Source organism: Kribbella sp. NPDC043289 (assembly GCF_056436705.1).
On sequence record NZ_JBWKCB010000006.1, the window covers coordinates 347,785 to 370,661 of the forward strand.

Here is a 22,877-nt window from a genome sequence, read left to right on the forward strand (position 1 = left end):
ACCCACTATGCGCGCAGTGCGCTTCCAGCGCCACGGCGGTCCCGAGGTCCTGCAGGTCGACGAGGTCGACGTGCCGGAGCCCGGCCCCGGTCAGGTCCTGATCCAGGCCGAGGCGATCGGCGCGAACGCGATCGACGCCGTACTCCGTCGCGGCGGCTCGCCGTGGGACCGCCCGCTCCCTGGCACCCTGACCGGCGACATCGTCGGGCGGATCGTCGACCTCGGCCCCGACACCCCGCCGGACGTCGCCGTCGGGCAACGCGTCTCCGCGCTCACCGAGGACGCCTTCGCCGAGTACGCCGTCGCCGCCGCTGGTTTCCTGGCAACCGTCCCCGAGGACGCCGACGCGGGCGAGGCCACGATGATGTCGCTGGCCGCGCCGCTCGCCCTCCGGATCCTCGAGGTCGGGCACGTCCCGGCCGGCGGCACCGTCCTGATCCAGTCCGCCGCCGGCACCATCGGCCACCTCGCGGTCCAGCTCGCCCGCTCCCACGACCCCAAGACGATCATCGGTACGGCGTCCTCCACGCAGCGCCTCGAGTTCATCCGCGAACTCGGCGCCGAACCCGTCGACCTCACCGATCCCGACTGGCCGGCCAAGGTCCGCGCGCTGGCACCGGACGGCGTCGACACCGTCCTGGACGCGGTCGGCGGCACCGTGTTCGCCCAAGGCCTCAACCTGGTCAAACCGCTCGGCACGATGGTCTCGTACGGCGCCATCACCACCGAGGTCCCGTCGGTCCCGGTGCTCGGTCTCGGCCTCCGCTCGCTCACCGGCGTCTCGTTCTGGGGCTGGCAGCAGGCCCGCCCCGAGGAGGCACGCGCCGACATCGCCGAGGTCACTCGCCGCTGGCAGTCCGGCGAGCTCCGCCCGGTCGTGCACGCCACCCATCCGCTCGCGGATGTCGCACGGATCCACGAGACGCTCGACGCCCGCGCCAACCTCGGCCGGCTGATCGCCGTACCGTAGCCACCGCCGTGAGGCGTTCGCGGATAAAATCCGCCGCGTGGAGCTTCGGCAGTTGCGGTACTTCGTCGGCGTCGCCGAGGAGCTGCATTTCGGCCGTGCCGCGGAACGCCTCTATATCTCGACCCCGACCCTCAGCCAGCAGATCAAGCAGCTCGAACGTGAGATCGGGACCACGCTGCTGATCCGGCACAGCCGCGGCGTCGAGCTCACCCCGGCCGGGCAGGTCCTGCTCTCCCGGGCCCGGGAGACGATCCAGGCGGCCGGCCTGGCGCTGAAGGACACGCGCCGGGCCGCCGGCCTGGACGAGCCGGTACTCCGCCTCGGTCTGCTGAACGGCATCCCGGGCTCGCTCCCGGCCGCCCTCGAACAGCTCGCCACCGAACGCTTCCCGAACAGCACCGTCACGCTGGAGGCCGGCACTACCGCGGACCAGCTCCGGATGCTGGTCTCCGGCGAAATCGACCTCGGCCTGGTCCGCACGCCACTGACCTTGCCCCCGGCAATCACCTCCGAGCATCTCGCCACCGAGGAGCTCGGCGTACTGCTCACCGCGTCCCACCCACTCGCCGCCCGGCCTCAGCTCACACTGTCCGACCTGACCGGCCTCGAGCTGATCTGGATCCCACGGTCCGCCGCGCCCGAGTTCCACGACGACACGCTGCGCCGGATCGGTAGCGGCGTACGGCTCAGCGACATCAGCATGAGTCATTCGCAGCTGCGCTCGGCCCTGCTCGTCCGGCGGACCGCGATCAGTCTCGGCTCCCGGCGGGCCGCGACACCGGAGGTCGTCTGGCGACCGCTCGAAGGCCGCCCGTTGGTCGCCCGGTACGCCGCGGTCTGGCGCACCGACTCGAACAATCCGGTACTCCAGGCAATGACTGTTAGTCCCGGCCTAACGGTCGTTAGCGAGCAAGTCGTGGTGGACTGACACTCCCGGTGGTTGGCTCGAAACGTCAACCACCGAAGGAGATTCAGTGCACGAACACGTAGTAGTCGTCGGCGGCAGCTCGGGCATGGGCCGCGCCCTCGCGGCCGAACTCGTTGCCCAAGGCAGCGAAGTCACCGTCGCCGGCCGCTCCGCCGACAAGCTCGACGCGGTACGTCGGGAGCTCGGCGTCCGCACCGTCGCCATGGACCTCGCCGTCGAGCAGGACATCGAACGACTGTTCGCGACCACCGGCAAGGTCAGCCACATCGTCAGCACGGCCGCCGACGTCCGCGGCGCCTACCAGCCGATCAGCGAGTACGACGTCCCCGCGGCCCGATCCGCCGTCGACTCCAAGCTGCTCGGCCCATTGCTGCTCGCCAAGCACGGCGCACCGCTGCTCGAACCCGGCGGCTCGTTCGTGTTCACGTCGGGCATCGCGGCGTACCGTCCGGGTCCCCGGGCTTCGTTGCTCGCGGCACTCAACGGAGCACTGGCCTCGCTGGCCGCGGCGCTCGCGGTCGAGCTCGCTCCGCTGCGGGTCAACGTGGTGTCACCCGGCTGGGTGGACACCCCGATCTGGCGGGACGTCGCGGGCGACGCCGCGCCGGAGACCTTGGCCGCGATGGCGGCCCGCCTTCCGGTCGGCCGGATCGGCCGCACCCAGGACATCGCCGCGGCGATCATCGCCCTGCTCCGCAATGGTTTCATCACCGGCACCGTTCTGCACGCCGACGGCGGACACCGGCTGGTCTGACAGGGTCTGAGAAAGAAGTGTCCCCGGCACCAGGGCATTGGTGCCGGGGACAACGATCAGGGACGGCCGAAGAAGTTCGGCGGGACCCAGTAGTACACGCTGTCGATCTGCACCGGCTTCCCGGTCCGCGGCGCGTGGATCATCTGCCCGTTGCCGAGGTACAGCGCGACGTGGTGGATGGTGCCCGGATCGTTCGGGTTCAGCGCCCAGAAGATCAGGTCGCCCGGCCGCAGGTCGTCTTCCTGGATGTGCTGGATCTGCTCGTACTGCGCGACGCTGTAGTGCGGGAGTTGCACACCGGCCTTCTCCCAGGCGCCCTGCGTCAGACCCGAGCAGTCCCAGCGGTTCGGACCGGTCGCACCCCACAGGTACATGTCGCCGAGCTGCTTGATCGCGAAGTCGATCGCGGCCCGGGAACCCTTCCGGGAGCCGTGGCTGCTGCCGCCGTTGTCGTTGTCCCGGGTCGGCGCCGACGGCTTGTGGTGCTTCGGCTTCTTGCCGTGATTCTGCTTCGCTTGTTCCTTCTCCTCGCGCTCCTCGCGTGCCTGCGCGGCCGCTTCCCGGGCCCGCTCGGCCGCCTCGGCGCGCCGCTCGGCGGCCTCCCGGGCGGCGATCCGCGCCTTCAGCTCGCGGGCCTTCTTCGCGGCGAGCGCGGCGGCTCGCTGGCGCGCAAGCTCCTCGAGCCCGGCCTGCCGCTGGGCGGCGACCTTCACCGAGATGTTCTGCAGGGTGGCGAGCTGCGCGATCGACTGCGTGCGCTGCACCCCCATCGCGGTCACCGCGGACGCCTGCGCGGCCTCCGCGTCCTCGGCCGCCTTCTTCGCCTTCGCGGCTTCGTCGGTCGCGTGCTTCACCTTTACGACCGCCTGGTCGGCCTGCACCTTGAACAGGTTCGTCATCACCTGCGTCGCGGAGTACCGCAGGTAGGAGCCCTGCATCGCGGCCGAGACCGAGTGCGCGGCACCGGCCGAGTCGAGCAGCTGCTGCGGCCCCTCGGCGGTGAACAGCGGCGCGATCTTCGCCACGTCGCCACCCCCTTGGTACGACGCGGCGGCGAAGCGACCGATCTGCTGCCGTTGGGTGGTCAGTGTCTTCTGCGCCTCGGCCGCGCGGGCAGCGGCGGCCGTGGCATCGGCCTTGGCCTGCTGCAGCCGGTACACGGCACCGTTGTAGGCCTCGTCGGCGATCCCGGACTGGATGCCGAGTTGCTCGAGCCGGGCGTTCGCCGCGGCGAGCTGCCGCTCGATCGCGGCGACCTGGCCGGCCTTCGAGGCGGCGGCCTGCTTGGCGCGCTCCACGGCGGCCTTGGACGGGATCACCGGCGGCTTCGGCTTCGTCGCCTCCGCCGGGAGGGTGGGGACGGCCATGGAGCCGGCCAGACAGATCGCGAGCACACCGGAGAGCAGGAGCTTGCCTGCCCGGCCGGTCTTCCCAGTACTCGCGACCCGCTCACCGGACGTGGCCCTCGAGGGCGTCCGCATCGGGTCGTTCCTTCCGCCGGTCACGAACCCCTTCCCCAGGGTTCGTGAACTTTTGGTCCTCCTGGACCACATAGGTGACACTAGTTGCCTGCAGCCCCATTGGGAACAGCTTTCACACAAGTATCTTTATTTCACCCGTGTGTCGACTTGACAAACTACAAGCTTGTAATTCCGCGAACTTGCAGGTGGGCGCACGAAAACGCCCCTCCGGCCGGAGCCGGAGAGGCGATGTGTGGGACTGGTGGTGCAGGTGTGATTCAGCTGAGGACGAACGAGGCGACCACCGGCAGATGGTCCGACGCGGGCGTCACCGGTACGGCGGCCTTCGTCGGGCGCAGGCCCGCACTGTGCAGCTGGAAGTCGATCCGCTTGGTCGGGTTGTCCGCCTCGATCGTGTAACCGGGGCCCTCGCCGACCTCGACCCAGGTGTCGTCGTACACCGCGGTCAGCGTCTTGATCTCCGGCGCGGTCGGGATCGCGTTCAGGTCGCCGACGAGCAGGGTCGGGGTCTTCGAACCGCCGAGCAGCTCGACCACCTTCTGCGCCTGCTCCAGCCGCTCGGCGTTGTTGTTGCTGGTCAGGTGCGTGTTCGCGAACCGCAGCTTGGCGCCGCGCACCGTGAGGTCCGCCACCGCCAGACCGCGCTGCTCACCGGCCGGGTATTTCGGCAACAGCGTGTTCTCGAAGTCCTGGATCGGGTACTTCGACAGGATCGCGGTCCCGTACTGGCGCCGCGGCTCCCCCGGGTTCACCGGCGGGAGGTCGAGGTTGGCGGCGTACGCGTAGTGCATCCCGAGCCGCTGCGCGAACCAGGCCGGTTGGTCGACCCAGTTGCTCCGGACGTCCCAATGCCGGTCGACCTCCTGCAGCCCGATCACGTCGGCGCCGGACTTCTGGATCAGGACCGCGATCCGCTCGAGGTCGAGGACGCCGTCGATCCCGGCGCCGTGGTGGATGTTGTACGTCATCACCGTCAGCGGCCGACCCGGTCGACCCGCGTCCGGCCGGGTGTCGGGCTGGGCCGCCGCGACCGTTGGCACCACCATCAGGAACCCCACGAGGACCGTCAGCAATTTACGCATGTGACCATCCTTCCGGAAAACCGGCGACACCCGCTCAACAAGCGAGTGTCGCCGGTCTGAACGCGAGCGGGCGTCTGGGTTCTACGTCTGGGGTCTAGTGGACGAGCCGGCCGACGGCACCCTTCGCGCCGGAGGCCCAGCAGCCGGCCTGAACGCCGTGGCCGGCGCACTCGACGCTGTCGAAGCTGCCGTCGTAGAACTGCGTCCAGCTCCGCCCGCCGTCCAGGCTCACGTCGCTCCCGGACGGACCGACCGCCACGACGGTCAACGGCGACCACGGCACGAAGTGCGAACCACTCCGGTACCCCTTCGGTGCCTTGTCCGCCGCGACCAGCGTCCAGGTTCGGCCGCCGTCGTAGGTGACCGAGGCCGCGTTCACCGCTTCGGTCGGCTTGGTGAAGTCACCGCCGACCGCGACACCGAACAGCGGGTTCCGGAACGCGAGGCTGAAGATTCCGGCCGCCTCGCCACTGGCCATCGGCGAATCGCCGACCTTCCAGTGCCGACCGGCGTCGATGGTCCGGAACACCCGCGGCCGATCGCCGCCTCCGGTCGCGAACCACGCCGTACCGCCAGGACCGGCGACCAGGCAGGTGCCGCTCGCAGCGAATGCGAACTCACCGGGGAGCGCGGCCGGCATTCCGTCGGCCGGCTGGACTTTCCAGGACTTTCCACCGTCGGCGGTCGCGGCGATCCGGAACTTTCCGTCCACCGGATCGCTCAGCGCCAGACCGTGCTTTCCGTCATGAAAAGCGAAGCAGTCGTAGAACGCGTTCGGATCCGTGTTCCGGAATGTTTCCGACCAGGTCTTTCCGCCGTCGGCCGTGCGGTAGACCCGGGAGTCCTCGCCGGTGCCGATCGTCAGCGCGACCGCACGTTGCGCGTCGAACGCCTCGACGTCGCGGAACTGCAGCTTCTCCGCACCGGCCGGACTGACGTTCTGCCAATGCTTGCCACCGTCGATCGTCCGCAGCACCGTCCCTTCGGTCCCACCCACCCAGGCGACGTCCTTGCTGACCGCCGCGAGACCGCGGAACTGCGCCGTACTTCCGGTCGGCGTCATTTCCCAGCGGTACGACGATCCGCCGTGCGCCTGGGCGGGAAGAACCTGAGACATCACCAACAGACCTCCTGCCGCGAGAGCGGCCACACGCAGGATTCTCATGCGCCGCAATCTAACCGCAGCCCAGGCCGCCCGCAGCTCGATCGGCCCGGCCGCGAGTCAGGCCGTCGTCAGCGTGATGGACTGCGCCGGACCACCGTCGCAGGTGAGTTGGACGAGTTGCGTGCTGTCCGCGGCGGAAACTCCGGTCACGTCGATCACCTTGGTCGCGTCGGTGCGGGTTGGTCGACCGGCGGAGTCGTTCCGGCGCCGCCCAGCCATTTCAGGGCGTCCATCATGAACTGGTTCTGGGCCGGGCTGTCGAAGGTCGACGAGAGCCGGGTGTTGGTCTCGTAGTTCATCGCGTTGTGGCCGAAGTTCGCGTAGATCATCTTGTAGTTCTTGTTCGTCCAGATGATCGGGTAGTAGCCGCTGTACCAGGTCTGGTTCGGATCCGTCCCGACCGGGAAACTGGACGGATCGACGGACGCCAGAATCTGGATGTCCGGATTGTTCCGCAGATCGTTCTGCCAGCTGTACCACTCGCTGACCGACGAGCGGAACGTCGCGCCGGTGTTCACCAGCGCCGGGTGCGACCGGTTCTCGGTCCGCAACGTCACCGCGGTCGGTCCCCACGTGTTGGACTGGAACCGGCCGGTGCCGAGGAACGTGTTGTTGAACCACGGCCACCCACCACTGGCGTCGTTGTACGCCGAGACGTGGAAGCCGAAGAACGCACCACCGTTGTCCATGTAGTGCTTGAACCCGTTGCGTTGCGCGTCGGTGTGCGGCGAATCGTCGAGGAACATCACCACCTGGTACTGCGCCGCGCTCAGCGTGTTCAGCTGATCCCAGTTGCTGGTGGCCGTGTAGGAGAAACCGTTGTCGGCGCCGAACTGCGGGAAGCGCTGGTTCGCTTCCTTCTCGAAGTCGATGTGGGCGGCGTCCCAGGTCCCGCTGTAGAACGCGAGCACCTTGAAGGTCGCGTCAACCGTGGCGACCGCGGTAGAGGTGAGCCCGCTGATCAGCAGGACCAGCGCCAGCAGGCCAGTGAGTAGGCGAGTGGACAGGATTGTGGGCAGGCGAAATCGATCGGAAAGCATGGGGGCGGACCTTTCCGTCAGAACCTTTATGAAATTTCAGGACTTAAATTAACTCCCGATCAAAACCCTGTCCAGAGTTCATCGCCTGACTTCCCAGAACGCCGAGCAACCGCAACCTCTCGGCACTCTCGCTGCCTGGCTCCGCGGTGAACACGATCAGCGTCTGCTGCTGATCACGGTTGTCGATCAGCTCGCAGTACAGCTCCAGCTCGCCGACCACCGGATGCCGGAATCGCTTGGTCCTGCTGTGCCCGTCCACGACTTCATGCGCGTCCCAGATCGCGGCGAACTCCGGGCTGAGTTTCTGCAACTCGCTGACGATCGAGGCGGCGTACGACTTCGGGCCGTCGACGGTCGCGACCGTTCGCAGCTTCGAGACCAGGACGCGGCTGTGCGTGCCGACCTCCGGCTCGGCGTACAGCGCCCGGGTCTCCGGATGGGCGAACCAGCGGTAGACCTCGCTGCGCTCCAGCCCGTCGTAGTTGGTCTGCTCGCCGGCGAACGCGACATGAGCCGGCGTTTGGGCGAGGGTCTCGCCGTGGCGGTTCAGCAGCAGCGCCGGGGTGTCCTGCAGGCGATCGAGGATCCGCAGCATGCCCGGGTCGACGTGGTCGGGACGTGTGGTGCGCGGCGGCGTACCGTGGCCGGCCAGCAGGAACAGGTGGTCGCGCTCGGCGAGGGTCAGCCGGAGCGCGCGAGCGATCGCGGTGAGCATCTCCACCGACGGCTGCGGTCCGCGGCCGCCCTCGAGCCGGCTGTAGTAGTCGGCCGACATCGACGCCAGCGCGGCGACCTCCTCGCGCCGCAGACCCGGCGTACGGCGGCGACGCCCGCGAGGCATGCCGACGTCCTCGGGTTGCAGGGCCTCGCGGCGTTTGCGCAGGAAATCGGACAGGTCGGCGTACTCCATGGTTCCAGTGTCCACGGCGTGCGGTCGTTAGCCACTGCTTGCCGAGCAGTGGCTGAGCGCAGCCTGGTTGCCGTCGGCATCCGGCCACAGGCTGGAGTCATGAAAACCACAGGCAACACGATCTTCATGACCGGCGGTACGTCGGGTATCGGCCTCGAGCTGGCGCGGCGGTTCCGCGACCTCGGCAACACCGTGATCATCAGCGGCCGGCGCCAGGACCTGCTCGACACGATCGCCGCCGAGGACGGGATCGAGGGCGTCACGCTCGACGTCGCCGACCCGGCGTCCGTCGCGGCGGCCTTCGACAAGGTGACTAGCGCCCACGAGGTCAACGTGCTGATCACGATGGCCGGCATCATGCAGGTCGAGGACCTCCGCGATCCGGAGCACCTCGCGACCGCCGAGCAGACGATCGACATCAACCTGCTCGGCACGATCCGCGTGATCGCGGCGTTCCTGCCGTACCTGCTCGAGCGGCACGATCCGGCGATCCTGACGGTCTCGTCGGGTCTCGCCTCGGTGCCGCTGACCGTCACCCCGACGTACAGCGCCACGAAGGCCGCGATCCACAGCTACACGCAGAGCCTGCGGATCCAGCTCGCCGACACCAAGCTCCAGGTGATCGAGCTGGTCCCGCCGGCTGTGCGGACCACGCTCCTGAACCAGGAGAACGACGAACGCGCGATGCCGCTCGACGAGTACATCGACGAGACGATGACCCTGCTCCAGCGGCAGCCCGAGGCCGACGAGATCCTCGTCGACCGCGTCCGCTTCCTCCGCGACGCCGAACGCGAGAACCGCTACGACCAGGTGCTCGGCGTACTCAACTCAGTCCACTAACGCTTGCTCGATCCGCTCGACCTTGGCGGTGAGCTGGCCGGTGTAGCCAGGGCGGATGTCGGCCTTCAACACCAGACTGACCCGCGGTGAAGCGGCGGCGACGGCGTCCACGGCCTGCTTCACCACCGCCATCACCTCGTCCCACTCACCCTCGACGTTGGTGAACATCGCGTTGGTCTCGTTGGGAAGACCGGAGGCGCGAACGACACGGACGGCCTCGGCCACCGCCTCGCTCACGCCCCCGGTCTCGTCACCTGCGGAAGGACTGATGCTGAATGCGACGATCATGCATCCAGCCTCCCACGGACGTTGTCAGTGGGAGGCAGGGATGTCAGGTTCCTCTGCGGCTCGGCGCTCGGCGCCGGATGTCGTCAGGAGGGCCTTCTCCTTGATGAAGAGGACGGCGATCAGGGCGAGGACCGCGAACGGGACCGACATCATGAACAGGTCCGCCGTCGCCGCGCCGTACGCGTTCTCGACGATCGAGCGCACCTCCGGCGGCAGCTTCGCGATGTTCGGTACGGCGTTCCCGCCACCCGACGAGGCACCGCCCGGGTTCAGCGTCTTGGCGACGTTGTTCGCCAGGATCGCCCCGAGCACGCTGACGCCGATCGTGCCACCCATGCTCCGGAAGAAGCTCACCGCCGAGGTCGCCGCACCCAGCTCCCGCGCCGGTACGTCGTTCTGCGCGGCGAGGACCAGGTTCTGCATCACCAGGCCGATGCCGACACCGAGCACGATCATGAAGGCCCACAGCATGTACTTCGAGGTGTGCGCGTCGATCGTGCCGAACAGCGCCAGCCCGATCGGCAGCAGGATGCTGCCGACGACCAGGTAGATCTTCCACTTGCCGTACTTCGTGATCAGTCCACCGGCGATCGTGGACGCGGTCATCATGCCGAGGATCATCGGCAGGCTCATCAGCCCGGCCTTGGTCGGCGAGTACCCCTGCGCGATCTGGAAGTACTGCGCCAGGAACACCGAGCCACCGAACATCGCGACACCGACCAGCGCGCTCGCGACGATCGCCAGCGTGACGGTGCGGTTGCGGAACAGGTCCATCGGGATGATCGGCTCCGGGTGCTTGCGCTCGACCAGCACCGCGGCGAGCAGCGCGACCAGGGCGACCGCGACCAGGGTGAAGCTCCAGCCCGAGACCCAGTCGAACTTGTTGCCGGCGAACGAGGACCAGACCAGCAGCGTGCTCACGCCGCCCATGATCAGGACCGCGCCCAGCCAGTCGATCTTCACCTCCCGGCGAACCGTCGGCAGCTTCAGCGTGCGCTGCAGCAGGACGATCGCGGCGAGCACGAACGGCACGCCGACCAGGAAGCAGGCCCGCCAGCCGAGGGGCGAGTCGACCAGGAAGCCTCCGAGCAGCGGTCCACCGACGGTCGCCGACGCGAAGATCGCGCCGAAGATGCCGGAGTACCGGCCGAGTTCGCGCGGCGGGATGATCGCCGCCATCACGATCTGCACGAGCGCGGTCAGACCGCCCGCGCCGAGACCCTGCAGGACACGGCTGCCGAGCAGTACTTCGATGTTCGGTGCGAAGCCGGCGACCAGCGAGCCGATCACGAAGAAGCCCAGCGACAACTGGACCAGCAGCTTGTTGTTGTAGAGGTCGGCGAGCTTGCCCCACAACGGCACCGTGGCCGTCATCGTGAGCAGCTCGAGCGTGACGACCCAGGTGTACGACGACTGGCTCGCCTGCAGGTCGCTGATGATCCGCGGCAGCGCGGTCGACACGATGGTGCCGGCCAGGATCGCCACGAACATGCCCAGCATCAGGCCGGAGATGGCCTGCACGGTCTGGCGTGGGGTGAGCGCCGCGGCAGCCGCCGCGTCCGCTTCGGGAGTCGCCGGTTCGGAGGCGGTGACCTCACCCACCGGTTCCGGTGTGGGTGACGAGGTCGTCGTCATGTGCGGCCTTTCTGATAGTCAGGGTCCATGCCCTGGGCAAGTAGTTCGAACGCGGCGTCGACGAGGTCGGCCGGTGAGCTGTCCGGTGCGGTCTTGTGCAGTTCGACGCAGACCCGGCAGGCGGTCCCGGCGGCGCTGACGATCAGGCTCGCCCGGAGCTGGTCGCCGATCCGCTCGGCGAGCGCGGCGGACAGCTGCCGCTCGTCGTCGAGGCTCAGCAGCATCAGGTGGTACAGCAGCGACTGCGAGCTCATGATCAGCTCGCCGCGCCGCGACAGCTCACCTTCGCTCAGCAGGTCGTGCAGGACGTCGCCGATGATCAGGCGCAGCGTGGTGAGTGGCGACTCGTCGTCCGGTGCCGTCCGGATCCGCTCCAGCGCCCGCTCGAGATGCTCGGGGTTGCGCCCGAGGATCGCGTGCTCCTTGTGCGGGAAGTAGTTGAAGAAGGTCCGCACCGACACGTCGGCCGCCTCGGCGATCTCCTCGACGGTGACGTGGTCCGGCCCCTTCTCGAGCGCGAGCCGCAGCGCCGCGTCGGCCAGTGCCTCCCGCGTCTGCAGCTTCTTGCGCTCCCGCAACCCACCCTCGACCTGCCTCACGGATCCAGGGTAAGAACAAACTTGCACTCAGTGCAAACTATTAATCCTGCAACTTTGCATCCCCTGCAGGACCTGCCCGCTCGACCCTGCCCCTGGCGTATAATCAACAGGAGCCTCTGACGCGGATACCCGCGGTCGGAGGCTTTTTTCATGACTCTTCTCTACAAGGCTGCCGGCGAAGTGCTCGGCGACGAGATCCTCCCGCTCAACCAGCTCCGCGACCGCTACCCGGACCTGTACGAACGCCACTTCCGCAAGTACGCCGCGCGCCCGGGCCGGGTGAACACGCCGGTCCATCCCCTCGACTGCACCTGGGGCGACGTGGTCTTCCTGTCCCCCGTCCACCCGGCCCCGATCTTCGAGGCCCTGCAACAGTCCGGCCGGATCGGTCCGGCCGTCATCGACTACTGGACCCTCGACGCAGACCTGCTCGACCCGGCCGTCACCTGCATCCTGCTCAAACGGCACGACCCCGAGATGCGGCCGCAGCCGCCCGAGGACTTCATCCCGTATTCGCCGGCCGCGGTCGCGGAGCTCGCCGTACCGTCGGAGCGGGCGCTGCACCGGCTCCGCAATCTGAACGCCACCGAGCCCCTCTACCCCTGGGCGGACATCCCGCACATCCTGCACCGCGGTCCGATCCCGGTGCGCCTGTTCCGTACCCCGGACGGCACCGAAGCGCGCTGAGAACAAGGGTTTCGAGCGCCGCTGAAAGGTCGTGCGCACGGCCGTCGCGCCACGTAGAACTGGTAAGGACCAGATCGCCGGAGATGGGAGAGACACCCATGCACGAAGAGACGGACAAGCAGGACTACGAACGCCCGACCCTGACGCGACAGGGTGATTTCCAGCGGGTGACCGCAGGCCGGACCGGCAAGTGGGAAGACGGTTCCGGCGGACGCCTGGGGCTGTGAGCTGACCAGCGACAGCCAGATGCAGCCCGTCCGCGATCGCGGGCGGGCTGCTGTCACGCACCCATGGTTCGTCGTACTGCCCGATCGAGCCGCCACAGTTGTCGACCGTCTACCAGCCGCTCAGGCCATCAACCATCCGTCCGGCCGACCGTTCGTCCTCGGCCGCTGGGACAACGCCACCGTCCTCCAGTCCCGCGACGAAGTCACGATCACCATCGGCGGCCACCACCTGACCTCGAAGAACGGCCGGACGCGTGCACGCGGTACGGCGTCCGGCCTGCACCGCCTCTTCCACACCACGAGGTACGACGTCACGCTCGCGGCCGACCGCGCCGACGCACTCGCCCGCCTGATCGGATCCACGCCAGATCCTTCCGGCCTCGTACTGCGCCTGCTCTCACCCAACGCACCCTGGCCGCTCACCTGGCAGTCGGTCTGGCGGGACATCGCAGCGGTTCCGCCAGGGCACTGGCTCGATCTCGACACCGCCGCGTACGAACGCTGGTGGACGCCACCCGCACCCGACCTTCCACTCGCGGAAGCAGGCCGGCTGTTACGAACGGCCCTCGAGAACCCGGTCGACCGAGGCGACCACGACCTGGTGGCATGCGATCTCAGCGGACTGGACTCCAGCTCGCTCTTCGGACTCGCCGCCCAACGCTGGCCGGTGGTCGGCCTCACCTACGAGGCCGACGATCCCGGAGACGAGGACGTCCCGTACGCGCGCCACCTGGCAGAGTCAGTCGGCGCCGCTCACGACGTCCTCCCGGCCGCCGACGCTCCGCTCCCGTTCCAGGGGTTGCGCGACGACGCCGGCCCGTTCGACGAGCCGACCTGGGTCTCGTCGTACCGCGCCCGGATCGGTACGACGAGTGCGCGGGCCGCCGCCCTTGGGGCGAGCCTGCGTTTCGCGGGGCACGGTGGAGACGAGGTGCTGATGCCGCCGCCGGTGTGGCTCGCCGACATCGCACGCCGGCATCCGTTGCGCGCAGCACGGTTGGCGCGTCGCGTGCAAGCGAAGTACAGACTCTCGGCCGCCGATATCGCGGGCATGGTCGCGGCGCGGACGACGTACCCCGAGTGGTTCGCCGGTTGTCTCGATGGTCGTCAGCCTGGCGAATGGCAGACGATGAGTTGGGGCATCCCGCCCGCGCTCCCGAACTGGTTGACCGCGGACGCCGTCGACCTGGTGCGCACTGCGATCGCCGGTACGACGGCCACCGCGCTGGCTGCTGATCGGGGGATGCACGCGACGCTCGAGGTCGTGCACACCGGCGCGCTCGCGGCACGGCACATCGCGCAGCTCGGCGCCGCGGACGGGATGCCGGTCGCGCTCCCGTATTTCGACGATCGCGTTCTCGAAGCCTGCTTGGCGATCCGCCCCGACGACGCGATCGATCCGGCGCGCTACAAACCACAGCTGGTGACCGCGATGACCGGCGTCCTGCCGCCGCGAACGCTGAACCGAGCGAGCAAGTCCGAGATCTCGATGACCGTCGGCCGCGGGTGGGCCACGCATCGGTCCGAGCTGATGGACCTCGTCGCCGACTCCGGACTCGCGCGACTCGGCCTGATCGACGCGGCCGCGGTACGCCGGATCTGCGCGGGCCCGTACGACGCGGCGAGCTGCGGCCCGGTCCGCCAGCTCCTCGACCTCGAATCATGGTTGCGAACGGCAACGAAAGGATCCGGATGAAGCTCAGGGCAGCGGTCACCCTGGTCGAGACGGAGTACGGCTGGGTGCTCCTGGACGAACGCGCCGGCGAGTTCTTCAGCCTCAACCCGACGGGCGTGCTCGCCGTCCAGGCCCTCCTCGACGGAGCCGGCCTCGACGACGCGGTGCGACAGATCACCACCCGGTACGCCGTCGACGCCGCGACCGCCCGCGCCGACGTGGAGGACCTCCTGCGCGAACTCGAGCAGGCGAAGCTGGTGACGATGTGAGCATCACGGGCGTCGTCACCCACGACCCACGAGCAGTACCGCGGCGGCAGCGGATCGCCGTACGGATCGTCGTACCGCTAGCCAGGCTCCTGGCCACGCGGCCGCCCGCGCAGCTCCGCCGACTGATGGCTGTGCTTGCGAAGGGCACCCGTCCGGCCGACGCCCAACTCGCTTCCCGCGCCCGCGCCGCGGTCGTCGCCGTCAGTCTGACGTGCGCGGGTCCGCAAGGCTGCCTGCCCCGATCCATCGCCACCGCGTTGTACTGCAGACTCCACGGCCGCTGGCCCACCTGGTGCGTCGGCGTACGCCGCTATCCCCCTTTTGGAGCCCACGCCTGGGTGGAAGCCGAAGGCAATCCGGTCGGGGAACCGCATCCCCCGAGCTACCACGCGAAACTCTTCTCAGTCGGCTGAGCCCGAGGCCGACTTCTCCTTGACCAGCCCACGGCGTACGGCGGCGCCGCCCGCGACCGCGCTGACGCCGATCGTCACCAGCGCGCCGAGGATCAGCGCGGACGGCTCGCCCGGCTGGAGAACGCCTAAAGACTCGCCGACCGTGGCCGCCGCCACCGGGACCCCGAGCTGGGCCGCCGACAACGCACCGATACTCATCGGCTGCCGGGACAGCATCCCCGACAGATGACTGGCCACGGCGCCCACTCCGAGCGCCAGACCGACACCGATGTACTCCGGTTTGTCGACGAGCTCCCGCAGATCCAGCGACGCCCCGAGCCAGACGAAGAACACCGGCCCGAGGAAGCCCTCGGTGAGCGCGAACAACTGCCGCGCCAGCCGCCGCGGCTCGCCCACCGCCGCCACGGCCAGCCCGAGCACGAACCCGGCCAGCATGATCGACACATGCATCGCGGTCGCGAGACCGGCGAGCGCGAAGAGCACCACCAGACTGAACCGCAGTTCGACCGCGAACCGCCGGTCCTCCGAGATCCGATGTGTCCGCCGCCGGATACCGGACCGCTCGGCACGGTCCAGGAGGACGTACACCACCGCGCCCGCCCCGATCACCACGAGCGCACCGAGCGCCGCCCGGCCCGCGTGCTTTGGATCGATCGCCAGCGGCAGCGCGACGATGCAAGCGGCGTCGGCGATCGCGACCTGCGGCAGCAACTCGACCACCGGCCGTCCGCTGAGCCCGAGCGAGTCGACGATCGGCAGCACCAACGCCGCGGACGAGGACGCCATGAGTACGGCGTACAGCGCAACGTGACCGGTCTCGAACACCGCGTTCAGGACGAACGCGAGACCGGTCGCGATGATGCCGGTCACCACCGCGCGGAGCAGGCCGGGGCGGATCGCCCGCCGCAGGCTCTCGTCCCGGACCGGAACGTGGGTGCCGGCCACGAACATCACCAGGCCGAACCCGATCTCGGCGAGGAAGCTGAACTCCACATTGGAGGCGACGAGGTACCCGATCCCGGTCTTGCCGAGGATGACGCCGGCGACCAGTTCGCCGAGCACGACCGGGATGTGCCAGCCGCGCCGCAGCGCGAGCAGTGGCCCGATCAGACCGACCGCGACGACCACGGCCAGCATCGTGAAACTCACCGCGCGGCTCCTCTCACCAGACCGCCATTGTGCCTACGACCTGCACAGGGCCCGCAAGACGGGACTTTTGGCCCATGCCCTGGAGCACTTCCTGCGGCAGAGTCAGATGGGAGTTTCGAGGGGGGCCAGATCTGGGGGGCGGCCCGCGAATCAGCGAGCAAAGGTCAGCCTGCATGACAGTACGCGACGACATGATCATCTCCGACGGCGTCACACTGCACGCCGATGTGGAGACCTTCTACCGCGACGGGTCCTGGCACACCCGTCGGTGTGACGACCCCGAACCGTTCGCGTCCGGCCCGAGCCGGTCGCGGATGATCGCGGTCGGGGTGGAGGTCGCCCGGTGGAACGGCCAGTGCCACATCATCCGTGACACCGATGGCAACGTTGTCGAGTTCAACCGGTACGCCGGCGGCCCGTATCCGAGCCGCTCTCCGGTCACGGCGATGTACCGCGGCCTCAGCTTTTAACCAGGATGGGCGCTTAACCGGGACCGGCGCGTAGCCGGGGCGGGCGCGGACGCCCGCCCCGGTCGGCACGCTCAGGCGTCGAGCACGAACGCCTTGAACACAGCGGACCGCTGCCGATGCCCGAACCCCATCCGATGTAGCCCTTGCGGCCCGCCCGGTCGTAACCTGCGCGTCTCCCACGGTCACGCGGCTGAAACACGCGCTTCTTACGTTGAGAACCCACGTCAGCCGGGCGAGGCGGTGAGCCGATGTACGAGCACGTCGACCCGTTCATCGGGACCGGCGCGACCGACCTGCCCACGCCCAAGGGCCTGGCCGGGACCTGGTGGTGGCCCAAGCCGCAGGTCGGCAACACCCATCCGGGCGCCCTCTACCCCTTCGGGATGGTGTCGGCCTGCCCGTACTCGGGCGCCTATCCGACCGGCTACGGGCAGTACGACTTCAACACCGAGGGCGTGCCCGGCCAGTTGTACGACCGCCCGGTCGCCTCCGGCTTCACCCACTTCCAGCAGTCCGGCACCGGCGCGATCCGCAAGTACTACAACTACTTCCGGGTCACGCCGATGCTCGGGCCGCTCGACGACCTGGGCACCACGTGGGACCTGCTGGACGAGGTGGCCGAGCCCGGCTACTACGCGGCGACGCTGAGCTCGGGGGTGCGCTGCGAGCTGACGGTCGGCCCCAAGTCAGCCGTCCACCGGTACACCTTTCCGGCGCACGACGCCGCCCGGATCGTCATCGACGCCTCGACCGGCGGTCTGGCCATCCCGCACAGCCGGACCGTACCGCTGAAGGCCCATCTCGCGATGCTCGAGCCGGGCGTCGCTCAAGGGGAGATCCACGTCGAGGGCGTACCGCTCGCCGTACACCTGGAGGTCGACGCCCCAGGCTGGCGGCAACTGCTGTGGTACGACCGGCGCCTGATGCCCGGCGGTACTCGCCTCGACTTCGACTACATCCGGCCGACCACGCTGCGGCCGTTCGGTCTGATCTTCATGGGCCATTCGCGCGCCGAGCAGACCGTCGAAGTACGACTGGGGTTCTCCCTGCGCGGGTGTGAGACGGCCCGCGACAACCTGCACACAGACGTCGGCCGCGCCCAGGCCACCTTCGCCGGACGACGCGACCGCACGGCCGCCACCTGGCGCGACCACCTCGGCAAGGTCGAGATCAAGGCGGAATCCGACGACCAGGCAACGATCTTCGGTACGGCGCTCTACCACTCGCTGGTCAAGCCGTGCTTCGCCCCGGACGAGAGCCCGTCGTGGACGACCGAGGGCCCGTACGCGTTCGACATCTGCACCATGTGGGACATCTACCGCACCCAGCTGCCGCTGATGACCACGCTGTTCCCGCAGCGTTCGGTCGCGTTGGCCGGCGCGCTGCTGTCGATCTGCGAGCAGGAGGGCAACCTGCCGATCGGCTACCGGATGGCCAAGGGCGCCGACCGGTTCTCCCGGCAGGGCAGCGCGCTCGCGCACACCTTCCTCGCCGACCTGTGCCAGCTGGATCTGCCGGGTATCGACTGGGACTGGGCCATGGTGCACCTGGAGATGGACCTGCGTCGCACGTACGGCGAGGACTACCTGGTGCACGGTGTGGCGCACCCGATCAGCCACACCCTCGACCTGGCGTACGCCTACAACTGCACCGCAGCGATCGCCGACAAGGTGCGCGACCGCCCGCTGGCCCAGCAGATGCGTGACCTCGCGCACGGCTGGCAGGCGGCGTACGACCCGGGCACCGGCCTGCTGCGCGACTCGACGTTCTACGAGGGCGGCCGGTGGAATTACTCCTTCCGGCTGCTGCACGACATGCGCGCCCGCATCGCGCTCGCCGGCGGCGACGAGGCGTTCGTGGGCCTGCTCGACCGGTTCTTCGGGTACGACGCCGTACCGGTCACCCAGCCGGGGGTGGCGCCGAGCGTGGCCGAGATGAACGCCGGGTACGACCTGCGCCGGTTCGAGGGATTGAACAACGAACCGGACTACGAGGCGCCGTGGTCCTACCACTACGCCGGACGGCCGGACCGAACCGCCGAGGTGGTGCATGCCGCGATCGCCAACCAGTTCGGCACCGGACGCGGCGGGCTGCCGGGGAACGACGACTCCGGCGGGCTGTCCGCCTGGTACGTGTGGGCGACGCTCGGGCTGTTCCCGGTGGCCGGTCAGAACCTGTTCCTGCTGAGCGCACCGGCTGTTGCGGAGTCCACGACCCAGCTGCCGGACGGCGAGCTGTCGATCACGACAACAGGATTCGAGCCGGTCGAGGCGGGCGGACCGGTCTCGTACGTCCAGTCCGTCGCGGTCGACGGCAAGGCGCTCGAACGCCCGTGGATCTCCGGCCGGGAACTACGGCGCATCCGCAATCTGCACATCGAGCTCGGCCCGCGGCCGTCCGGCTGGGGCACCCGGATCAGACCACCATCCACATCCGACGCCACTGGAGGTGAGGCATGACCATCGCCGACGACACATTCGTACCGTCCTTACCCAGTCGCCGCCTGGTCATCGTCGTCCGCGCCGACCCGGTGATCTGCGGACACTCCGGTGAGGCACGGTGCCTCGCCGAGGTGGCGCTCACCCGCGGGTACGACGACGTACGGATCGTGACCTGGCCATTGGACGCACTCGAGGCGGCTCGGCTGCCTTTGAAACCGCTCGATCGCGTGCTGCCGTACAGCCCTGGCATCACCGTGGAGCGGCCCGGTCCGGTCGGTGACTATCGGGTCCCGGACGGGCGCTATCTGTCCGGGCTGATCGGGCGATTGGTCGAGCTGTTCAGCGACGGCGTACCGACGGTGGCGATGTCGCTGTACCTGAGCCCGCACGCGATCGCCGTACAGGAGGCCGCCCAGGTCGCGCGCCGGATCGGGCCTGCGCGGGTGATCACGGTGGCTGAGGCAGTGGGGTCCGACATCACCAACGTGGTCCGCGACTGCGTGGACACCGGCCGGTTCGGGGCGGCCGCGCACATCCTGTCGGTCTATCTGGCGGCGGACCATTGCGTGGCGGTGTCGGAGTACACCAGGGACCTGATCGTGGCGTCAGCGGCGACCCTCGACGGCATGCACGGTACGACGTTCGCGCAGCGGTGCCGGGAGCGGATCGCCATCTCGTACCCGGCGGTCGACTCCTGGCCCTACCTGTCGCTGACCGATGACAGGATCAACGAAACGCTTGCCAGGCGTGGCCTTTCGCGCGACGGCTACGTGCTGTTCCTCTCGCGGATCGCCTCGGCGAAAGGGATCGACGACCTGATCGACGCGTACGCCGGGTCGCGGTCGGCCGAGCGGGTCCAGCTGGTCCTGGCCGGGCGTGGGCCGCAGGAAGACGAGGTGGTGGCGCGCGTGGCTGCAGCGGGTCTGGGCGAGCGGGTGCGGGTATTGACCGATGTGGACGACGCGGAGAAGGCGGCGCTGATGGCCGGGAGCGCGGCGTTCGTGCTGCCGACGCGCGAGCAGCCGGAGTTCGTGGAGACGTTCGGGATCGCGCTGGTCGAGAAGGCCCTCGCCGGCGGCGGTCCGGTCATCACCTGCGCGACCGGCGGCGTACCCGAGGCTGTCGGCGACACGGCCCTCCTGGTCCCGCAACGCGACCCGGCCGCCCTCCGAACCGTTCTCGACGAGGTCGTCTGCGACTGGACCCCCGAACAACGGTCTGCCGCGGAGCAACGTGCACGCGCCTACGCCCTGCAGTTCGACCGTTTCGCAGTCTTCGACCGCCTCTTCGCCCGCGTCTTCGCACTGGCCGAGCCACCCGCCGTACCCGTCTGAGATCCGAGGCGCCCGGACCGCCGGCCCGCGGGCGTACCGTGGTGAACGTGGGTGGTCTTCGGGGTGGGGATTCCGGACCTGTGCGGGGAGAGCCACGGTGGCCGAGTGTGACGGCCGTGGTGGTAGCCATGTTGCTGACGCTGGTTCGGCCCAAGGACGTACGGCTGCTGCCGCTGTGGGTGCTGCCGGTGGTCGAGATCGTGCTGCTGACGGTCCTGATCGTGCGGGACCCGGGGCGGATCGACAAACGGTCGTCGTTCCTGCGCGGGGTGTCGATCACGGTCACGGGGTTGCTCGTGCTGGACGCGCTGGGGTCGACCGTGCGGCTGGTCGCGGCGCTGATCCACGGTGGGTCGGTGACGAACTCACCGAGCAAGTTGCTCATCGCCGGCGCCGTCGTGTGGTTGTCGAACCTGCTCTCGTTCGCGCTGCTGTACTGGGAGCTCGACGCCGGCGGCGCCGCCAACCGCGCCCATCGAATGCCGCAGTACCTCGACCTCGCCTTCACACAGCAGATCAGCCCGGAACTCGCTCCGCCGAACTGGCGCCCGGGCTTCGGCGACTACCTCTACCTCGGGCTGACCACCTCCACCGCCTTCAGCCCCACCGACGTGATGCCCCTGGCCCTGTGGGCCAAGTTCGCCATGGGCCTCCAGTCGATGATCGCCCTGGCCGTCGTAGGCCTCGTGGTGGCCCGAGCCGTCAACGTCTTCACCTGAGGCCGTCACGGCCCGCCGTGAGCTGGTTCACTTCTGTGGAGATACATAGCAAAGCTATGTATATTTGTGGGTGTGATTGCTACGGATCTGACCAAGCTCGGTGAGCAGCTGGTGGTCGCATCGACCAGGTTGTCGCGGCTCGCCACCCGGAACGTGAACACGCTGCCGCACGCCGCGATGCGGGTGCTGGGGCGGCTCGACGAGCTCGGTCAGGCCCGGATCAGTGAGCTGGCCAAGGCCGACCGGTGTTCCCAGCCGACCATGTCCAACCTCGTGCAACGGCTCGAGGAGCAGGGCTGGGTACGGCGCAGCGCCGACCCCGCCGACTCCCGCGCCAGCCTGATCAGCCTCACCGACGCGGGTCTCGCCGAATTGCGCAACGCGCGCAACCAGGCCGGCGCCGCGCTCGCGGCCCATCTGGGCCAACTCCCCGCGCACGACCTCGCCACCCTGGAGGCCGCCGCCACCGTCATCCACAAACTTCTCACCCTCGAGCCATTGGAGGACACGCCCCGGTGAGCAACTCGTCGTTCCTGAAGCAGCCCAAATCCGTCTGGGCGGTCGCGTTCGCCTGCGTGATCGCTTTCATGGGCATCGGTCTGGTGGACCCGATCCTCAAGCCGATCGCCGAGCAACTGCATGCGAGCCCGTCCCAGGTCTCGCTGCTGTTCACCAGCTACATGGCGGTCATCGGGGTCGCGATGCTGATCACCGGCGCGGTCTCCAGCCGCATCGGCGCCAAGCGCACCCTGCTCATCGGCCTGGCCATCATCGTCGTGTTCAGCGCGCTGGCCGGCCTGTCGAACAGCATCGGCATGATCGTCGCCTTCCGGGCCGGCTGGGGCCTCGGGAACGCGCTGTTCATCGCGACCGCCCTCGCCACCATCGTGAACTCGGCCGCCGGCTCGGTCGCCGAGGCGATCATCCTCTACGAAGCCGCCCTTGGCGTCGGCATCGCGGCCGGCCCGCTGGTCGGCGGTGAGCTCGGCACCATCTCGTGGCGGGGCCCGTTCTTCGGTGTCGCAGTCCTGATGACGATCGCGCTCGCCGCGACCGCGTTCCTGCTCCCCGCGTCGCCGCCTGAGGCCCGTCGTACGTCGATCCTCGAGCCGCTGAAGGCGCTGAAGCACCGGTCGCTGGCGACGGTCGCGATCACCGCACTGCTGTACAACTTCGGGTTCTTCACGCTGCTCGCGTTCACCCCGTTCCCGCTGGCGATGTCGGCCCGGGAGATCGGGCTGATCTTCTTCGGCTGGGGTCTGTGCCTGGCGTTCACGTCGGTGTTCGTGGCGCCGCGGTTGCAGCGCAGGTTCGGCACGCTTCCGGTGGCGATGACGGTGCTGTTCCTGTTCGCCGTCGACCTCGCGGTGATGGGCGTCTACGCGCACCACAAGCCGGTGCTCGCGATCGGTGTGGTCGTGGCCGGGCTGTTCCTGGGCATCAACAACACGCTGATCACCGAGGCCGTGATGGGTGCCGCCCCGGTCGAGCGCGGTACGGCGTCCGCGGCGTACTCCTTCGTCCGGTTCTCCGGCGGTGCGGTCGCGCCGTGGCTGGCCGGGAAGCTCGGCGAGGAGGTCAACGTCCAGCTGCCGTTCTACGTCGGCGCGTTCGCGGTGCTGCTCGCGGTCGGCGTACTGGCCACGGGGTGGAAGCCGCTGGCACACCTGCGGGTCCCCGCCAACCACTCGGAGGTCGAGGCCGAGGCGCTCACCGTCGCCGACGCCTGATCGGCCGAGGCCAGCGCCTGATCGGCCGGATTGGCCTGATTGGTCTACCCGACCCGCCGGAGATCGATTTC

24 protein-coding genes are annotated in these 22,877 nt (G+C 68.9%); 15 read left to right on the forward strand and 9 right to left on the reverse strand.

Features of this window, described 5'->3' with window-relative positions; all coding sequences use genetic code 11:
• Window positions 1–7 precede the first annotated feature (7 nt).
• Genes AC0662_RS32410 through AC0662_RS32420 form a run of 3 tightly spaced genes read left to right on the forward strand, consistent with a single transcriptional unit; the run spans window position 8 to window position 2,652 of the window.
• Window positions 8–970: a quinone oxidoreductase family protein gene (locus AC0662_RS32410; RefSeq protein ID WP_478305400.1), complete on the forward strand. Its 963-nt coding sequence runs from the start codon at window positions 8–10 to the stop codon at window positions 968–970.
• Between the two features lie 37 nt (window positions 971–1,007).
• Window positions 1,008–1,898, forward strand: coding sequence for a LysR family transcriptional regulator (locus tag AC0662_RS32415; protein ID WP_478305402.1), 891 nt, complete (start codon window positions 1,008–1,010; stop codon window positions 1,896–1,898).
• A gap of 46 nt (window positions 1,899–1,944) precedes the next feature.
• Window positions 1,945–2,652 carry an SDR family oxidoreductase gene (locus AC0662_RS32420; protein ID WP_478305404.1) on the forward strand — a complete coding sequence of 236 codons (708 nt, stop codon included), beginning with the start codon at window positions 1,945–1,947 and terminating at the stop codon, window positions 2,650–2,652.
• A 56-nt stretch (window positions 2,653–2,708) separates the two neighbouring features.
• Here AC0662_RS32420 and AC0662_RS32425 read toward each other — a convergent pair whose 3' ends face one another.
• From AC0662_RS32425 to AC0662_RS32445, 5 genes are all read right to left on the reverse strand, one after another.
• Window positions 2,709–4,133 (reverse strand): C40 family peptidase, encoded by a 1,425-nt coding sequence (locus AC0662_RS32425; protein WP_478305406.1) that lies wholly within the window; start codon window positions 4,131–4,133, stop codon window positions 2,709–2,711.
• Between the two features lie 257 nt (window positions 4,134–4,390).
• Window positions 4,391–5,215 carry an endonuclease/exonuclease/phosphatase family protein gene (locus AC0662_RS32430; protein ID WP_478305408.1) on the reverse strand — a complete coding sequence of 275 codons (825 nt, stop codon included), beginning with the start codon at window positions 5,213–5,215 and terminating at the stop codon, window positions 4,391–4,393.
• A 94-nt stretch (window positions 5,216–5,309) separates the two neighbouring features.
• The gene (locus AC0662_RS32435) at window positions 5,310–6,380 is read right to left on the reverse strand and encodes a WD40/YVTN/BNR-like repeat-containing protein (RefSeq protein ID WP_478305410.1); all 1,071 of its coding nucleotides are present in this window, start codon (window positions 6,378–6,380) and stop codon (window positions 5,310–5,312) included.
• 155 nt (window positions 6,381–6,535) lie between these two features.
• Window positions 6,536–7,420 (reverse strand): ThuA domain-containing protein, encoded by an 885-nt coding sequence (locus AC0662_RS32440; RefSeq protein WP_478305412.1) that lies wholly within the window; start codon window positions 7,418–7,420, stop codon window positions 6,536–6,538.
• A 43-nt stretch (window positions 7,421–7,463) separates the two neighbouring features.
• Window positions 7,464–8,330: a helix-turn-helix transcriptional regulator gene (locus tag AC0662_RS32445; RefSeq protein WP_478305414.1), complete on the reverse strand. Its 867-nt coding sequence runs from the start codon at window positions 8,328–8,330 to the stop codon at window positions 7,464–7,466.
• Window positions 8,331–8,429: 99 nt separating this feature from the next.
• On the opposite strand from AC0662_RS32445, the gene AC0662_RS32450 reads away from it, so the two are divergent.
• Complete coding sequence (locus tag AC0662_RS32450; RefSeq protein ID WP_478305416.1) at window positions 8,430–9,170, forward strand: SDR family oxidoreductase; 741 nt, start codon at window positions 8,430–8,432, stop codon at window positions 9,168–9,170.
• Here the strand turns inward: AC0662_RS32450 and AC0662_RS32455 are convergent.
• From AC0662_RS32455 to AC0662_RS32465, 3 genes are read right to left on the reverse strand one after another with little or no spacing between them, the layout of a single operon-like run.
• A complete protein-coding gene (locus tag AC0662_RS32455; protein WP_478305418.1) occupies window positions 9,159–9,458 on the reverse strand; it encodes a thiamine-binding protein in 300 nt (99 codons plus the stop codon). The two genes, AC0662_RS32450 and AC0662_RS32455, sit on opposite strands and share 12 nt — an antisense overlap.
• 24 nt (window positions 9,459–9,482) lie before the next feature.
• Entirely contained in the window at window positions 9,483–11,093 is a 1,611-nt protein-coding gene (locus tag AC0662_RS32460; RefSeq protein ID WP_478305420.1) for an MDR family MFS transporter, read from the reverse strand.
• On the reverse strand, window positions 11,090–11,692 hold the full coding sequence (locus AC0662_RS32465) for a TetR family transcriptional regulator (protein WP_452193205.1): 603 nt from the start codon (window positions 11,690–11,692) through the stop codon (window positions 11,090–11,092). The genes AC0662_RS32460 and AC0662_RS32465 overlap by 4 nt, the downstream gene beginning before the upstream one ends.
• A 150-nt stretch (window positions 11,693–11,842) precedes the next feature.
• On the opposite strand from AC0662_RS32465, the gene AC0662_RS32470 reads away from it, so the two are divergent.
• The 5 genes from AC0662_RS32470 (at window position 11,843) to AC0662_RS32490 (ending at window position 14,963) form a co-directional block, all read left to right on the forward strand.
• Window positions 11,843–12,379: a hypothetical protein gene (locus AC0662_RS32470; RefSeq protein ID WP_452193203.1), complete on the forward strand. Its 537-nt coding sequence runs from the start codon at window positions 11,843–11,845 to the stop codon at window positions 12,377–12,379.
• A gap of 98 nt (window positions 12,380–12,477) precedes the next feature.
• On the forward strand, window positions 12,478–12,606 hold the full coding sequence (locus tag AC0662_RS32475; RefSeq protein ID WP_452193201.1) for a keywimysin-related RiPP: 129 nt from the start codon (window positions 12,478–12,480) through the stop codon (window positions 12,604–12,606).
• Window positions 12,607–12,625: 19 nt separating this feature from the next.
• Complete coding sequence (locus AC0662_RS32480; RefSeq protein WP_478305423.1) at window positions 12,626–14,302, forward strand: asparagine synthase-related protein; 1,677 nt, start codon at window positions 12,626–12,628, stop codon at window positions 14,300–14,302.
• Window positions 14,299–14,550 (forward strand): lasso peptide biosynthesis PqqD family chaperone, encoded by a 252-nt coding sequence (locus AC0662_RS32485; RefSeq protein ID WP_478305425.1) that lies wholly within the window; start codon window positions 14,299–14,301, stop codon window positions 14,548–14,550. The genes AC0662_RS32480 and AC0662_RS32485 overlap by 4 nt, the downstream gene beginning before the upstream one ends.
• Window positions 14,547–14,963, forward strand: coding sequence for a lasso peptide biosynthesis B2 protein (locus AC0662_RS32490; RefSeq protein WP_478305427.1), 417 nt, complete (start codon window positions 14,547–14,549; stop codon window positions 14,961–14,963). Before AC0662_RS32485 ends, AC0662_RS32490 begins: the two co-directional genes overlap by 4 nt.
• Here AC0662_RS32490 and AC0662_RS32495 read toward each other — a convergent pair.
• A complete protein-coding gene (locus tag AC0662_RS32495; protein WP_478305429.1) occupies window positions 14,952–16,112 on the reverse strand; it encodes a cation:proton antiporter in 1,161 nt (386 codons plus the stop codon). The genes AC0662_RS32490 and AC0662_RS32495 overlap by 12 nt on opposite strands.
• Window positions 16,113–16,285: 173 nt before the next feature.
• On the opposite strand from AC0662_RS32495, the gene AC0662_RS32500 reads away from it, so the two are divergent.
• The 6 genes from AC0662_RS32500 (at window position 16,286) to AC0662_RS32525 (ending at window position 22,806) form a co-directional block, all read left to right on the forward strand.
• Window positions 16,286–16,582, forward strand: coding sequence for a hypothetical protein (locus AC0662_RS32500; RefSeq protein WP_452193192.1), 297 nt, complete (start codon window positions 16,286–16,288; stop codon window positions 16,580–16,582).
• A gap of 248 nt (window positions 16,583–16,830) precedes the next feature.
• The gene (locus tag AC0662_RS32505) at window positions 16,831–19,041 is read left to right on the forward strand and encodes a glycoside hydrolase domain-containing protein (RefSeq protein WP_478305431.1); all 2,211 of its coding nucleotides are present in this window, start codon (window positions 16,831–16,833) and stop codon (window positions 19,039–19,041) included.
• On the forward strand, window positions 19,038–20,357 hold the full coding sequence (locus AC0662_RS32510) for a glycosyltransferase (RefSeq protein ID WP_452193189.1): 1,320 nt from the start codon (window positions 19,038–19,040) through the stop codon (window positions 20,355–20,357). Before AC0662_RS32505 ends, AC0662_RS32510 begins: the two co-directional genes overlap by 4 nt.
• Window positions 20,358–20,485: 128 nt before the next feature.
• The gene (locus AC0662_RS32515) at window positions 20,486–21,076 is read left to right on the forward strand and encodes a hypothetical protein (protein WP_478305433.1); all 591 of its coding nucleotides are present in this window, start codon (window positions 20,486–20,488) and stop codon (window positions 21,074–21,076) included.
• 72 nt (window positions 21,077–21,148) lie between these two features.
• Entirely contained in the window at window positions 21,149–21,595 is a 447-nt protein-coding gene (locus AC0662_RS32520; RefSeq protein ID WP_452193186.1) for a MarR family winged helix-turn-helix transcriptional regulator, read from the forward strand.
• Window positions 21,592–22,806, forward strand: a complete 1,215-nt coding sequence (locus tag AC0662_RS32525) for an MFS transporter (RefSeq protein ID WP_478305435.1) — start codon at window positions 21,592–21,594, stop codon at window positions 22,804–22,806. The genes AC0662_RS32520 and AC0662_RS32525 overlap by 4 nt, the downstream gene beginning before the upstream one ends.
• Window positions 22,807–22,877 lie beyond the last annotated feature (71 nt).

Bases quoted from the DNA above. Each gene is read 5' to 3' on its own strand.
- AC0662_RS32410 (WP_478305400.1), top strand. From the start codon at position 8: ATGCGCGCAGTGCGCTTCCAGCGCCACGGCGGTCCCGAGGTCCTGCAG.
- AC0662_RS32425 (WP_478305406.1), bottom strand. From the start codon at position 4,133: ATGCGGACGCCCTCGAGGGCCACGTCCGGTGAGCGGGTCGCGAGTACT.
- AC0662_RS32430 (WP_478305408.1), bottom strand. From the start codon at position 5,215: ATGCGTAAATTGCTGACGGTCCTCGTGGGGTTCCTGATGGTGGTGCCA.
- AC0662_RS32435 (WP_478305410.1), bottom strand. From the start codon at position 6,380: ATGAGAATCCTGCGTGTGGCCGCTCTCGCGGCAGGAGGTCTGTTGGTG.
- AC0662_RS32440 (WP_478305412.1), bottom strand. From the start codon at position 7,420: ATGCTTTCCGATCGATTTCGCCTGCCCACAATCCTGTCCACTCGCCTA.
- AC0662_RS32445 (WP_478305414.1), bottom strand. From the start codon at position 8,330: ATGGAGTACGCCGACCTGTCCGATTTCCTGCGCAAACGCCGCGAGGCC.
- AC0662_RS32450 (WP_478305416.1), top strand. From the start codon at position 8,430: ATGAAAACCACAGGCAACACGATCTTCATGACCGGCGGTACGTCGGGT.
- AC0662_RS32455 (WP_478305418.1), bottom strand. From the start codon at position 9,458: ATGATCGTCGCATTCAGCATCAGTCCTTCCGCAGGTGACGAGACCGGG.
- AC0662_RS32460 (WP_478305420.1), bottom strand. From the start codon at position 11,093: ATGACGACGACCTCGTCACCCACACCGGAACCGGTGGGTGAGGTCACC.
- AC0662_RS32470 (WP_452193203.1), top strand. From the start codon at position 11,843: ATGACTCTTCTCTACAAGGCTGCCGGCGAAGTGCTCGGCGACGAGATC.
- AC0662_RS32475 (WP_452193201.1), top strand. From the start codon at position 12,478: ATGCACGAAGAGACGGACAAGCAGGACTACGAACGCCCGACCCTGACG.
- AC0662_RS32480 (WP_478305423.1), top strand. From the start codon at position 12,626: ATGCAGCCCGTCCGCGATCGCGGGCGGGCTGCTGTCACGCACCCATGG.
- AC0662_RS32485 (WP_478305425.1), top strand. From the start codon at position 14,299: ATGAAGCTCAGGGCAGCGGTCACCCTGGTCGAGACGGAGTACGGCTGG.
- AC0662_RS32500 (WP_452193192.1), top strand. From the start codon at position 16,286: ATGACAGTACGCGACGACATGATCATCTCCGACGGCGTCACACTGCAC.
- AC0662_RS32505 (WP_478305431.1), top strand. From the start codon at position 16,831: ATGTACGAGCACGTCGACCCGTTCATCGGGACCGGCGCGACCGACCTG.
- AC0662_RS32510 (WP_452193189.1), top strand. From the start codon at position 19,038: ATGACCATCGCCGACGACACATTCGTACCGTCCTTACCCAGTCGCCGC.
- AC0662_RS32515 (WP_478305433.1), top strand. From the start codon at position 20,486: ATGTTGCTGACGCTGGTTCGGCCCAAGGACGTACGGCTGCTGCCGCTG.